This window comes from Kosakonia sp., assembly GCF_032104925.1.
In the GTDB taxonomy this organism is placed as follows: domain Bacteria; phylum Pseudomonadota; class Gammaproteobacteria; order Enterobacterales; family Enterobacteriaceae; genus Kosakonia.
Map to the genome: position 1 here is coordinate 480,973 of NZ_DAMCGF010000003.1, position 12,675 is coordinate 493,647.

Annotated in this window: 13 protein-coding genes; 3 read left to right on the forward strand and 10 right to left on the reverse strand. The window is 57.3% G+C overall.

Annotation, left to right across the window (positions count from 1 at the left end; all coding sequences use genetic code 11):
• Positions 1-26: 26 nt before the first annotated feature.
• The gene (locus RT644_RS08440; RefSeq protein ID WP_097407112.1) at positions 27-569 is read right to left on the reverse strand and encodes a YfaZ family outer membrane protein; all 543 of its coding nucleotides are present in this window, start codon (positions 567-569) and stop codon (positions 27-29) included.
• A 172-nt stretch (positions 570-741) separates the two neighbouring features.
• Between RT644_RS08440 and nudI the strand changes: the two genes are divergently transcribed.
• Positions 742-1,167, forward strand: a complete 426-nt coding sequence (gene nudI / locus RT644_RS08445) for a nucleoside triphosphatase NudI (protein ID WP_313626367.1) — start codon at positions 742-744, stop codon at positions 1,165-1,167.
• On the opposite strand, the gene menE is transcribed toward nudI, so the two are convergent.
• The 8 genes from menE to RT644_RS08485 form a co-directional block, all read right to left on the reverse strand.
• On the reverse strand, positions 1,164-2,525 hold the full coding sequence (gene menE / locus RT644_RS08450; protein WP_313626368.1) for an o-succinylbenzoate--CoA ligase: 1,362 nt from the start codon (positions 2,523-2,525) through the stop codon (positions 1,164-1,166). The two genes, nudI and menE, sit on opposite strands and share 4 nt — an antisense overlap.
• Positions 2,522-3,487, reverse strand: coding sequence for an o-succinylbenzoate synthase (menC, locus tag RT644_RS08455; protein WP_313626369.1), 966 nt, complete (start codon positions 3,485-3,487; stop codon positions 2,522-2,524). Before menC ends, menE begins: the two co-directional genes overlap by 4 nt.
• Complete coding sequence (gene menB / locus RT644_RS08460; RefSeq protein WP_313626370.1) at positions 3,487-4,344, reverse strand: 1,4-dihydroxy-2-naphthoyl-CoA synthase; 858 nt, start codon at positions 4,342-4,344, stop codon at positions 3,487-3,489. Before menB ends, menC begins: the two co-directional genes overlap by 1 nt.
• Positions 4,341-5,117: a 2-succinyl-6-hydroxy-2,4-cyclohexadiene-1-carboxylate synthase gene (gene menH, locus RT644_RS08465; RefSeq protein ID WP_313626371.1), complete on the reverse strand. Its 777-nt coding sequence runs from the start codon at positions 5,115-5,117 to the stop codon at positions 4,341-4,343. The genes menB and menH overlap by 4 nt, the downstream gene beginning before the upstream one ends.
• Entirely contained in the window at positions 5,114-6,784 is a 1,671-nt protein-coding gene (menD, locus tag RT644_RS08470) for a 2-succinyl-5-enolpyruvyl-6-hydroxy-3-cyclohexene-1-carboxylic-acid synthase (RefSeq protein ID WP_313626372.1), read from the reverse strand. Before menD ends, menH begins: the two co-directional genes overlap by 4 nt.
• A gap of 71 nt (positions 6,785-6,855) precedes the next feature.
• Positions 6,856-8,151: an isochorismate synthase MenF gene (menF, locus tag RT644_RS08475; protein WP_313626373.1), complete on the reverse strand. Its 1,296-nt coding sequence runs from the start codon at positions 8,149-8,151 to the stop codon at positions 6,856-6,858.
• Positions 8,152-8,238: 87 nt separating this feature from the next.
• Positions 8,239-8,544 carry a stress response protein ElaB gene (elaB, locus tag RT644_RS08480; protein WP_020454517.1) on the reverse strand — a complete coding sequence of 102 codons (306 nt, stop codon included), beginning with the start codon at positions 8,542-8,544 and terminating at the stop codon, positions 8,239-8,241.
• Between the two features lie 53 nt (positions 8,545-8,597).
• Positions 8,598-9,059: a GNAT family N-acetyltransferase gene (locus tag RT644_RS08485; RefSeq protein WP_020454518.1), complete on the reverse strand. Its 462-nt coding sequence runs from the start codon at positions 9,057-9,059 to the stop codon at positions 8,598-8,600.
• Between the two features lie 62 nt (positions 9,060-9,121).
• On the opposite strand from RT644_RS08485, the gene rnz reads away from it, so the two are divergent.
• Both rnz and RT644_RS08495 read left to right on the forward strand, forming a co-directional pair.
• Entirely contained in the window at positions 9,122-10,039 is a 918-nt protein-coding gene (rnz, locus tag RT644_RS08490) for a ribonuclease Z (protein WP_045514220.1), read from the forward strand.
• Between the two features lie 77 nt (positions 10,040-10,116).
• Positions 10,117-11,142 (forward strand): chemotaxis protein, encoded by a 1,026-nt coding sequence (locus RT644_RS08495; RefSeq protein ID WP_044489694.1) that lies wholly within the window; start codon positions 10,117-10,119, stop codon positions 11,140-11,142.
• 74 nt (positions 11,143-11,216) lie between these two features.
• On the opposite strand, the gene nuoN is transcribed toward RT644_RS08495, so the two are convergent.
• Entirely contained in the window at positions 11,217-12,674 is a 1,458-nt protein-coding gene (gene nuoN, locus RT644_RS08500) for an NADH-quinone oxidoreductase subunit NuoN (protein WP_020454521.1), read from the reverse strand.
• Position 12,675: the final 1 nt, after the last annotated feature.

A 12,675-nucleotide genomic window follows, 5' to 3' on the forward strand; every position in this document is an offset into this window, starting at 1 on the left:
GCGCGGACAGATGCCGCGCCAGGGGATTAGAAACTGGCGCTAACGCCAACATACGGGCCATCGGCAACCGCGTTGTCGCGACGCCCTTCTTTACCGGTCATGTCGATGTAGCGGTAACCAGCCTCAACCGTCAGCGGGCGCATAATGGTGTAACGCGCCCCGGCGTTCGCTTCCTGATACTCTTTCACGCCGCTGGAGAGTGAATCCGGCGAGTAGTAGTATTCACCGAAAATACTGAAGCTGCTGGCAATTTTCCACTGCAACCCGCCTCCGACAGCAACGGCATAACCTTCGCTGCCCACATCCGGATTCAGATAAATGCCTTTACCGCCGACAGTCGCAAGGAACGGACCAAGCGGGATGTTGTAACCGAGCCCCAGGCCGGCGATATCGCCGTCATCTTCACTGTGTGCCCAGTTACCGCTCACGGCGATCCCGCTGGTTTCAGTTCCCAAACCGAAACCAAAGTTGGTGTAATCTTTCCCAATCTGGCCGTTCAGACTCACGGCCTGCGCCCCAGCAGAGACCAGCAACACGCTGGCTAAACCTAATAAAGCAACCTTCTTCATTTTTGATTTCCGCACATAACGGGCCTGATGCCCAAAAGCCTCTGATTGTACGCCTATTTTTCTGTCAGCAGAATGAATAAAAAGGCCAGTAACTATAGACGGGGTCAATTTTTCTGCACCAGCGCTTGCGTTAACATGGCGCGTTATGTTCACCATGCTAAAGGAGTTAACCATGCGACAACGGACGATTGTGTGCCCATTGATTCAAAACGACGGCGCCTATTTGCTGTGTAAGATGGCCGACAATCGCGGTGTTTTCCCCGGTCAATGGGCATTATCCGGCGGCGGTGTGGAGCCTGGCGAGCGGATTGAAGAGGCGCTGCGCCGGGAGATCCGTGAGGAACTGGGCGACAAGCTGGAGCTGAGAGAAATCACCCCATGGACATTTCGCGACGATATTCGGGTGAAAACCTATGCTGACGGCATTAAAGAGCAGATCTACATGATTTACTTAATTTTTGACTGCATCAGCGCCAATCGCGACGTCAGTATTAATAACGAATTCCAGGATTACGCATGGGTAAAACCTGCGGATCTGTACCGCTACGATCTGAACGACGCGACCCGCACTACGTTAAAGATGAAAGGCTTGCTCTAAGAGTGGCTGGCGACCCATTGTGACACTGCACTACGGGAGATTTTAATGCCGCCATTTTTAAGCGCTGCGGGCATCATAAGCCAGCGTACCGGCTGCTGGAAACGGGCCAGTTTATCGGCGACCCACTGGCTCAGCGCATCGGCATCAACATCGCCTGCGCACTCCACTACCGCCACCGGGCGTTGACCAAATTCGGCGTCATCGACAGGCACCACCAGCACCTGCTGCACCTGCGGGTGGCGGGCAATAACGCGTTCAACTTCTTCTGGCTGAATGCCTTCCCCGCCGCTGAAAAAAAGATTGTCCAGACGCCCGTGAATGGTCAGGCGACCATCGCTCAGCTCGCCGCGATCGCGCGTGGCAAACCAGCCTTCACTGTTTACCAGCGGGAGGAGCTCTCCGTTGCACCAGTAACCCGACGCCATGCTGGCCGCACGCAACCAGACTTCCTCGCCGACAATTTTCACTTCACGCCCTGGCAGCGCGTAGCCGACATCAGGCTTGCCATCGGCCTCTTTCGCACACACCGTCGAAGCGAATTCGGTTAAGCCGTAGCCGCACCAGCTGCGGACACCGCGCTCACGTGCCTGCTGCGTGAGTTCAACAGGGATCGCGGCACCGCCCAGTAACACCGCTTTCAGCGAGACCGGAACGTTGTCATTTAACAAGCGCCACAGCTGCGTTGGAACCAGCGAGGCGTGGCTGCACCCGGCCAGCGCCTGCTCCAGCGGTGCTTTTTGCCGCACGGTGATCCGCGCCCCGGCCAGCAGCCAGCGCCACAAAATTCCCTGCCCGGAAACATGAAACAGCGGCAGCGAGAGAAACCAGTCGTCTTGCGCGGTAAACGGGATCAGCGCCAGTACGCCCTGCGCACTGGCAAGATGCGCCGCGCAGGTATGCACGGCGGCTTTCGGCAGGCCGGTAGAGCCGGAAGTCAGAGTCATTGAGGCCAGCCGTTGAGGCTGCCAGTCAACGGCATAATTGCCGTCAACCTCGCTTAACGCCAGCGATGTTAAACCGGCATACGCCGCATGCGACTCCAGATCGAGCGCGAAACGCAGCGTCAACTGCCCTAACAGCGCCTCCAGTTGCGTGGCGGGTAACTGCGGGTTCAGCGGCAAAACCCGCGCGCCGCATTGCAACAGCGCCAGCCACGCCAGCAGCGTTTCCGGCTGATTGCGCGCGCGCAGCATAACGCCGTCGCCCGACTGCACGCCCTGGCGGGCAAACCCGCTGGCCAGCTTGTCAATACGCACACAGAGCTCATGCCAGTTAAGGCTTTGCTGCTCAAGGCGAATCGCCACCTGCGCGCCTTGTAGCGTGCGCCAGTGACGCCAGGGCCAGTCGGGAAAAATCATAGCAATGGTTCCAGCGCATCAACCTGCAAGCAGGGTAAATCACTCTCAGGCCAGCGGCGGATCAACTGCGTTTGCATTAATTGCAGCGTATCCAGACCCGGCACCGTTCCCGGCGTCAGCCAGGCGGCGATACGCGCCAGTTGCGTCAGACCAAGGCTCGATTCGATTGACGAACTGATAACGGTCGTCAGCCCCAGCGCTTTCGCCGCTGCAACCTGCTGTTGGACTTTCTGCAAGCTGCCGGTCAACATCGGTTTAATCACCACGGCGCCGACGCCTGGCTGCTGCTCAAAACGAAAGTCTGCGTCACGCAGGCTCTCATCCCAGGCGAGAGTAATGCCGGTCTCGCGGGCAAACGCCAGTGACTCCTCGCGCGTCTTGCAGGGCTCTTCGAGAAACGCAATGCGCGAGCGGTAAGCCGGGTTGACATACTTCGCAAACTGTTGCGCTTTCAGCGGCGTCCAGGCACGGTTAGCATCCAGCCTCAACCGGAGATCGGGAATGGATTCCAGCAGCAAGTTGACCACCATGCCGTCACGCACCGCTTCATACAGCCCCACTTTCACTTTCGCCAGCTTTTCACCCGGCAAAGCAGCAAGCGCGGCGAACAGCTCGTCCGGATCACCGCTACACAGCATCGCGGCGCGGTAATCCGCCGCCTGCGGCAGCGCATCACCAAGCTCTGCCAGCGCGCAACTCAAACCAAATGCCGCAGAAGGTACGTCAGGCAACGGTGGCTGTTCGCCATCGCACCAGCTACGCGCCCACGCCATCACAACCGGTTGAACGTCATCCAGCGTTTCCAGGCTAAACCCCGGCAGAGGGGAAATCTCCCCCCAGCCTTCGCGCTCGCCTTCGGTGAGATGAACGAACAATCCGTCACGTGTTTTCAGGCGCCGCTCACGCAGCACCACACCCCCATCAAGCGGGATTTGCCAGCGATAAACCTGCGCCTGTCGCATTATGGATTCCGTTTGAATTTGCTGAAATCAGGCTGGCGTTTTTCGTTAAACGCATTGCGGCCTTCCTGCCCTTCTTCGGTCATGTAGAACAGCATGGTGGCGTTACCCGCCAGCTCCTGCAGCCCCGCCTGACCATCGCAGTCGGCGTTCAGCGCGGCTTTCAGGCAGCGCAGCGCCATCGGGCTGTTTTGCAGCATTTCGCGACACCAGCGCACGGTCTCTTTTTCAAGATCGGCAACCGGCACGACGGTGTTGACCAGGCCCATATCCAACGCTTCCTGAGCGTTGTACTGACGGCACAGGAACCAGATTTCGCGGGCTTTTTTCTGCCCCACGATGCGCGCCATGTAAGACGCGCCCCAGCCGCCATCGAAGGAGCCGACTTTCGGGCCGGTCTGGCCGAAAATGGCGTTTTCCGCTGCGATAGTCAGATCGCACATCATGTGCAGCACGTGGCCGCCGCCGATGGAGTAACCCGCCACCATCGCCACCACCGGTTTCGGGCAGGTGCGGATCTGGCGCTGGAAATCCAGCACGTTGAGATGATGCACACCGGAGTCATCCTGGTAGCCGCCGTAATCGCCGCGCACTTTTTGATCACCGCCGGAACAGAAGGCTTTTTCCCCTTCGCCGGTGAGAATAATCACGCCCACGCTGTCGTCATAGCGCGCGTCAGCCATGGCCTGAATCATCTCTTTGACCGTCAGCGGACGGAACGCATTGCGCACCTGCGGGCGGTTAATGGTGATTTTGGCAATACCATCGGCCGATTTCTGATAACGGATGTCGGTGTAACCTTCAGAACAGTCACGCCATTCAACCGGCGCATAAAGCATGTTTTCATCTGGGTGGATCATAGTGTGTCCTTTGTCTCAAGACGCAGAATACGCGCCAGGGCGGCAATAACGGCAGCGGGATTTTCCCGGTGCGCGTTGTGCCCGGCGGCAGGAATGGCGTGACAGTGGCGCGAGACTTGCGTCGCCAGCGCCTGAAATTTGCTGTCATGTTCACCGTATAAATAATGTACTGGCACAGAAAGTGTCTGAAGTACGGCGCGTAAATCGGGCTGGCAGGCAAGCGAGGTTGCCTCCAGCATCGCCGCCAGCGTCGCACCGTTATTCTCGCAGCGTGTCGCCACCAGCGCCGCCCGTTGCGATTCACTCAGCGTGGCAAAAACAGGCTGCCGGTACCAGGCGTCAAATACCTCACTCAATGGCTGCTGGCGAAAACGCGCAGCCCATTGCTGATCATTACGCAGCCGCTGTGCGCGATCATCCACGGATGTCAGCCCGGGATGACCACCTTCAACCACCAGGCCACACAGCCCGACAGGATGCTGGCAGGCGTGGTACATCGCCACGCGCCCACCAAGCGAATACCCCACCAGCCAGTAGTTGCGTATGTTGTAGTGCTCAAGGGTGGTGCGCAGCAGCGCGTCCAGCGCATCAAAGGAAGCAACGCCAGTATGGGCTGAACCACCATGTCCGGGCAGATCGAGGTACAAGCGCGGGAAATCACTCAGCGCGTCGCCAACGTGCTGCCATTCGCGGTTATCGCCGGAAAAACCATGCAGAAACACCAGCCACGGTTGCGGCTGGTGTCCACTAATGGCCTGGCCGTGCAGGATCACAGATGGCTTACCTGCGCCAGCAGCGTTTGTAACGTCTGCGCGCCGTCAGTTGCATTTACCACCAGTTCAATCACCGTCGCACCAGGCTTGCACCAGGCGCCTTCCAGCGCCTGCTCAAGCTCAGCCCAATTCTCCGGTTGATGGTAAGCAAGGCTAAACATCGCCGCCGCATGCGCAAAATGGACATTCTGTGGCATCAAATAAAACTGCTCGCGCTCGGCGGGCGGCGTGGGCAGTAACGAAAAAATTTGCCCGCCATTGTTATTCACCACCAGCAGGACGAATGGCGCAGAAGCCTGCCGCAGCAGCGCCAGCGCATTGAGGTCGTAAAGCGCGGAGAGATCGCCCACAATCGCCAGCGTAGGCCGCGCTGTAGCGCGCTGAACGCCCGCCGCCGTTGAAAGCAAGCCGTCAATACCACTGGCGCCGCGATTGCTGTAAACCGGATATCCCGCCGGGAGTTGCCCCAGCGCATCGACCAGCCGCACGACCAGGCTGTTGCCAAGAAAAAGCTGGCCCTGGGCTGGCAAATAATCCGCGATGCGGTGCGCCAGCTGTGCCTCGCCAAAAATATCACGCTTCGCACAAACGGTTTCCCAGGCCTGCGCCGAAAGGCGTGGGATCGCCTCGCACCAGGGGGCGCGCGGTTCAGCCGGATGCTGCTCCAGCCAGCCAGCAACGCTGGAAACCAGCCGACGCCCGCGATGGTGGGCCGGATCGAGCCGCCCTTGCAGGCGATCAATCAGCCAGTACTCTTCCGGTTCGCAGGTCGCCTGCCACTGCAACAGACGTTTGCCGGTCAGACTGCTGCCAAACTGCAACACAATCTGCGCCTGATTCAGCTCCGCCACTGCCTGGCCATTGCCGAGCCAGAGATCGGCACATGGCAGCGGTTGCCCGGTCTGCGAAAGCGCATCGCCAATCAGCGGCCAGCCGAGCGTTTTCGCCCATTCAGCAAGCAAACGGCCTTCAGCCGCGCTCATGCGACCAGCTACGATCACGCCGCGTTTTTGTCGCCAGAAAAACCAGTCGCGCTGCGTTTCGCTGTTCACCCTGTTCGGTGCGCGCAGCCATGGCGTGTCTGACTGCCACCAGTCACCCAGCGCCTGCTGCCAGGCAAGGCCGGTATCATCCATTTCACCGTACAGCGGCTCGGCAAACGGACAGTTAATGTGTACCGCGCCGCCCTGTAATGAACCCAGCAGGTTATCAAGGGTGGAAACCAGCCAGCGCGCAGGAATGTCCTGTGAGGGTCGCGGCAGCGCGAGAGATTCAGCGGGATGCGTGGCAAACATGCCCGGCTGGCGAATTGCCTGGTTGGCACCGCAATCAATCAACTCCGGCGGTCGATCTGCCGTCAGCAGCACCAGTTTTTCACCGGTCAGCCCTGCTTCAATCAGCGCGGGATAAAGGTTCGCCACCGCCGTGCCGGATGTCACGATCACCGCCACCGGCTCATTGCTGGCCTTTGCCAGCCCCAGCGCAAGATGGCCTAAGCCACGCTCATCAAAATGGGTATGGTGAATAAAGGCGTGATTTTCCGCTGCGGCGAGCGTTAATGGGGTGGAACGCGATCCCGGGGCAATGCATACATGCCTGACGCCGTGACGGGTAAGAGCTTCGAGGATCACCGCCGCCCAGCGTCGGTTAAATGAGCTTATCGACATGAATTTGTCCGGTATCAATATTACGGCTTAGTATAAATAATCAGGAACTATGTATTTTTGATATGAGTCGGTTATGCGTGACTAAGTTGTAATAATGATCGTAATCCCGCCGCTTTGTTCTCAATTTCCTGCCACTCTTGCTCCGGGTCTGAACCGGAAACAATGCCCGCACCGGCGTAAAGACGCACGGTATTGCCGTCAATTTTTGCCGAACGCAGGGCAACGCAGAACTCGCTCTGTTGCCGCGAAAGATAGCCCGCCGAACCGGCATACCACGCGCGCTGAAAAGGCTCATGACGCGCAATAAATGCCCGCGCTTCACGGCGGGGTAATCCCGCAACTGCCGCTGTCGGCTGGAGCATTTGCAGGCAGAGCGCGTCATCCGGCGTTTGCAGATCGGTCCAGATACAGCGGCGAAGATGCTGTACTTTACGCAGCCGGACCACCTTCGGCGGCAGCACCTCCAGCGCACCGGTCTGCTGTTGTAAACGCTGGCAGATATCCTCCACTACCAGCATATTTTCACGCTGGTTTTTATCATCGGCCATTAGCCAGTCGGCAAGCTGTTGCGCCTGCTGGTCATCTTCATGATTGGTCACCGTTCCGGCCAGCGCTTCGGTGCGCAAAGCCGTGCCGCGACGCCGCCAGAGCCGCTCGGGCGAGGAGCCTAAAAATGCCGTTTGCGCGTCGAACGCCATCATGAAATGAAAGCAGTGATGATTGAGGCGACGGCTGGCGGCCATCAATGCGGCGGCATCCACCGCGCTGGCAAAATGGTAATCCGTTGCGCGGGCGAGCACGACTTTATCCAGTTCGCCGCTTTCCAGCGTTTGCAACGCCTGCGCAATCAGCGTTCGCCAGCCATCGCGCTCGGGGATGTGATGCTGCTCAAGGCACGTTTGCTGCACGTTTTGCAGCGGTGTCGATTCCACCAGCGCCGAAAGAAATGCGATTGCGCGCTGTGCGTCATCACAGAGGGAAGTCTCGCTGAAAATGTACACGCGCAGAAAGGCGTGACCGCCTTCCCGACGCCACTCCAGGCGCGGTAAAAACAGTTCGCCCTGCGTGGGATCAAAGGCGTTAAGCCCCCAGATGCGGACATCTTCAGCGCATTGCTGCATAAAATCTTGCGCCAGGGATAAAGAAGAGAAACGGCGCAATGCGCCAAGCGCGGCGGCTTCGTCATCGCCGCTACGTTGCTGCCAGTAAAATTGCGGCCACACGTGTTGGCTGGCGAGCCACGTCAGGGGATCAAAAGCGTCGTTTAACGGGAAAGGTGCATCAAAAAAGCACAATCCTGACGACCGGGGAATGGCGCCGGTCAGGCAGCGGTGTAAGTGTGAAAGCGCCGAGGAAATGGAGTACACGCGAGCCCCTCCCTGTTAAAAACCACATAGTATACGGGGTACTTAGCGTAATAACAGTACCCCCTTCCAGGGAGGGGAAGTGAAACGTTAGCGGCGGGCTAACAGCAGACCGAGCACCAGACCCACTGCGGCACCGGCACCAATGCCCTGCCACGGTTTTTCATGCACGTAGTCGTCTGCGCGATAGACGGCTTTTTTCGCACGGTAGTAATACGTATCCGATGCGCTGCTGACGCGGTTTTTCACGTCATGCAGCGCCTGTTCGGCACGGGCCTTCAACTCAATGTACTTTTGATCGGCAGGATCGCCCGATGAGCGGAGAATTTCTTCCAGCGTTTCGCTCAGCAGGGTCAGGTCGTCATCAATATGTGATTCATAAGAATGATATGCCATCTGTTGTCTCCATGTTATGCACCTGTCCGCTAACTATAGACAAAGGCTGCCGGTTACGCCTGGCGGATCTCGCGCGCCATCCCGATATGCGCGATACCATCTTCGTCATACACATCCGTCACCGCCTGGAAACCAAAATGGGCATAGAAAGATTGGAGATGTGCCTGCGCGCCCAGATATAGCGCGTGCTGCGGCCAGTGTTGCTCGCAGGAAAGCACCGCGCGTTCCATTAACTGATAGCCCAGTTTTTCGCCGCGAACCTGCGCACTGACAATCACCCGACCGATAGCCACCGGCGAGAGATCATCGTCACTTTTCAGAATCCTCGCATACGCCACCAGTTCGTCGTCTTTCCAGCCGAGAATATGGCGGTTCTCGCCCACCAGGTCATCACCATCCACATCCAGATAAGCGCAGGCCTGCTCAACCACAAACACTTCGCAGCGCAATTTCAGTAACGCGTACAGCTCAGGAACGGTCAGTTCGGAATGGTGCACATCCTGCCAGCGGATCATGTTGTTCTCCTCATTTATAGTGACCTCGTTATACTAGATTCTTTTTCATTCGGGCAAAGATTGTGGAACTGATTTTCTTAGGCACCTCTGCGGGCGTACCTACACGGGCGCGTAATGTCACGGCGATGCTGCTCAATTTACAACACCCAACCCGCGCCGGGCTTTGGCTGTTTGATTGCGGCGAAGGAACCCAGCACCAGATGCTGCGCACCGCCTTTCACCCTGGCAAACTCGATAAAATTTTTATTACTCACCTGCATGGCGATCATCTTTTCGGGCTGCCTGGGTTGTTATGCAGCCGCTCAATGGCTGGCAATGTTCAGCCGCTACAGATTTACGGTCCGAAAGGGATTCATGAGTTTGTGGAAACCACGCTGCGGCTTAGCGGTTCATGGACCGATTACCCGCTGACGATTGAAGAAGTGACGCCTGGGCTGGTGGTTGATGATGGTTTGCGCAAAGTGACCGCTTACCCGCTGTCGCACCCGGTGGAGTGCTACGGCTACCGGATTGAAGAGCATGATAAACCCGGCGCGCTGAATGCGGCGGCGTTAAAAGCGCAAGGCATCCCGGCAGGGCCGCTGTTCCAGCAATTAAAAGAGGGGAAAACCGTCACGCTGCCTGACGGGCGCATCATCAATGGCGCGGATTATCTCGCCCCGGCAGAAAGCGGAAAAAAACTGGCGATTTTTGGCGACACTGCCCCCTGCCCGGCCGCGCTGGAACTGGCGCAAGGCGTGGATTTACTGGTACATGAAGCCACACTTGAGCAGGCGATGGAGGAAAAAGCGAACAGCCGGGGACACAGCTCAACCCGCCAGGCGGCGCAACTCGCTGCCGATGCCGGTGCAAAAAAGTTGGTGATTACCCATCTCAGTTCACGTTATGACGAACAAGGCAGCCTGGCGATGCTCGCCGAGTGTAAAACGTACTTTTCGCAAACGACATTGGCTGAAGATTTTGCGGTAGTTCACATTTGATTTTAATTTAGGCACTCTATTTTTTCTCCACCATGCCGATAATAGATATACGCAGGCATTTCCTATTTGAGGGCATGATGGACAATTTCCAGAAAGACATCGATGACAGGGCGAATCTTACTCTGTCGAACCGGTTTGAGCTGTTGCTGTTTCGCCTTGGCACATCGTTAGATGCCACCAAATCCGAGTTATTTGGCATCAACGTATTTAAGCTACGCGAAATCGTACCGATGCCCACCTTTACCCGTCCCGCAGGGATGAAAGCTCCACTGATGGGGATGGTCAACATTCGCGATCAGGTGATCCCGGTGATTGACCTTGCCGCCGTAGCGGGTTGTAAACCTGCAAGCGGTCTGAACATCTTACTGATTACGGAATATGCCCGTAGCGTGCAGGCATTTGCCGTTGAGTCCGTGGAAAATATTATTCGCCTGGACTGGAAACAGGTGCACACGGCCGAAAAAGCGATCAATGGTCGCTATATCACCAGTATTGCCTGCCTGGATGACGATAAGGATACCAACAACCTGGCGATGGTGCTGGACGTTGAGCAGATCCTGTATGACATCGTGCCTGCGGATCATGACGTACATGGCGATCATGTGCCGGACAAGAAATTCAACCTGAAACCGGGTTCTGTTGCCATTGTGGCCGAAGATTCCAAAGTGGCGCGCGCCATGCTGGAAAAAGGCCTCAACGCGATGCAGATCCCGAGTGCGATGCATATCACCGGTAAAGACGCGTGGGAGAAAATCCAGTTGCTGGCGCAGCAGGCCGATGCGGAAGGTGTTGCAGTTAGCGATAAGATCTCCATGGTCCTGACCGACCTTGAGATGCCGGAGATGGATGGGTTTACCTTAACGCGTCTTATCAAAACCGATCCGCGTCTGAAAAACATCCCGGTGGTGATCCACTCATCGCTCTCCGGTAGTGCTAACGAAGATCACGTGCGTAAAGTGCAGGCAGACGGTTACGTGGCGAAGTTCGAGATTAACGAACTCTCGTCCGTGATTCAGGAAGTGCTGGATCGCGCTGCGAATAATATTCGCGGCCCGCTGATTAGCCACCACCAGGTAACGTCTACCCCGCTGCTGGCGAAGTAATCGTTCCGCATTTATCTGGTTAGCCCATAAAAAAACCGCCGATATCGGCGGTTTTTCTTTACCTGTTTCCAGGCTTACATCATCGGCATCGCCAGTTGAACGATGCTGATCAGCGGCTGCGGATAGATACCTAACAGCAGCACCAGTAACGCGGAGATAAGTACCACAATCCCGCCTGCGCTGTAAGCCCAGTTAGACGGTGCATCGCGGTTCAACTGTTGCGGTGCGTTCAGGTAGAGACTCACCGCCACGCGCAGGTAGTAATACAAACCAATCGCCGAGCCAAGCACCACCGCGGCAGTCAGCCACCACAGATGCGCTTCAACACCGACCGCCAGAATGTAGAACTTACCGATAAAGCCCAGCGTCATCGGAATACCCGCCAGCGACAGCATCATTACCGTCATTACCGCAGACAGGATCGGGCGGTGCCAGAACAGGCCACGGTAGGAGTAAAGCGACTCTGCATCCGGGCCGCGATACGGGCTGGACATCAGGCTTACCACACCGAACGCGCCAAGGCTGCTGAACAGATAACCGGCCAGGTAAACACCAACGGTTTCCATCGACATCTGGCCGCCTTGCAGCGCAATCAGCGCCACCAGCAGGTAACCCAGATGCGAAATAGAGGAGAAGCCCAGTAGACGTTTAATGTTGGTCTGGCTCAGCGCCATCAGGTTACCGAAGATGATGGAGACGAAGGCGATGATCCCCAGAACCACGCGAACCGCTTCGCTTTCGCCCACCGGTGCGTAAAGGAACAGACGCATCACCACGCCAAAAATGGCGATTTTGCTGGCGGTGGCCAGGAAGGTGGACACCGGCGCAGGCGCGCCCTGGTAAACATCTGGCGTCCACAGATGGAACGGCACCAGCGAGAGTTTAAAGCCAAGTCCGACAATCATCATGCCCAGACCCGCCAGCAGCAGCGGTTCATGCAGCATCCCTTCGCCCAGGCTTTTACCGATCGCGACAAACGACAGGTTGCCAGTTTGCGCATAAACCAGCGCGATACCGAACAGCAAGAACGAGGAGGCGGCTGCGGACAAAATGGTGTATTTGATACTGGCTTCCAGCGAACGTTTCTGGCGGAAGGCGTAGCCCACCAGCCCGAACAGCGGCAGAGAGATCAGCTCAATACCGAGGAACAGCGCCGCCATGTGATTCGCGTTCGCCAGCAGAATACCGCCGAGCGCGGCAATCAGTACCAGCAGATAAAACTCTTCTTTGTTATCGCTATACCCTTCCAGCCACGGATAGGCAAAAGTGCAAGTGGCGAGGCTCGCCAGCAGCACCAGGCCGGTGTAAAGCATGGCGTAGCCATCGACGCGCATCAGCGGGGTGACATCCATCGCCCCCGCCTGGCCGACGAACCACAAAGAGAGCAGCGCGACGTTCAGGCCAATGACCGACAGCGTGGCATTGAGAAAATGGTTGCGTCGCCACGCAATGGAGAGCATCACAACCACCACCGTCAATCCGACGATTAGCAGCGGCAGCAGCGCAATCAGGTGTTGTGGAGTTATCGTCATG

What these genes read in the sequence shown, in the direction of transcription:
- RT644_RS08440 (WP_097407112.1), bottom strand. Translation starts at nt 569, where the DNA reads ATGAAGAAGGTTGCTTTATTAGGTTTAGCCAGCGTGTTGCTGGTCTCT.
- nudI (WP_313626367.1), top strand. Translation starts at nt 742, where the DNA reads ATGCGACAACGGACGATTGTGTGCCCATTGATTCAAAACGACGGCGCC.
- menE (WP_313626368.1), bottom strand. Translation starts at nt 2,525, where the DNA reads ATGATTTTTCCCGACTGGCCCTGGCGTCACTGGCGCACGCTACAAGGC.
- menC (WP_313626369.1), bottom strand. Translation starts at nt 3,487, where the DNA reads ATGCGACAGGCGCAGGTTTATCGCTGGCAAATCCCGCTTGATGGGGGT.
- menB (WP_313626370.1), bottom strand. Translation starts at nt 4,344, where the DNA reads ATGATCCACCCAGATGAAAACATGCTTTATGCGCCGGTTGAATGGCGT.
- menD (WP_313626372.1), bottom strand. Translation starts at nt 6,784, where the DNA reads ATGTCGATAAGCTCATTTAACCGACGCTGGGCGGCGGTGATCCTCGAA.
- elaB (WP_020454517.1), bottom strand. Translation starts at nt 8,544, where the DNA reads ATGGCATATCATTCTTATGAATCACATATTGATGACGACCTGACCCTG.
- RT644_RS08485 (WP_020454518.1), bottom strand. Translation starts at nt 9,059, where the DNA reads ATGATCCGCTGGCAGGATGTGCACCATTCCGAACTGACCGTTCCTGAG.
- RT644_RS08495 (WP_044489694.1), top strand. Translation starts at nt 10,117, where the DNA reads ATGGACAATTTCCAGAAAGACATCGATGACAGGGCGAATCTTACTCTG.
- nuoN (WP_020454521.1), bottom strand. Translation starts at nt 12,674, where the DNA reads ATGACGATAACTCCACAACACCTGATTGCGCTGCTGCCGCTGCTAATC.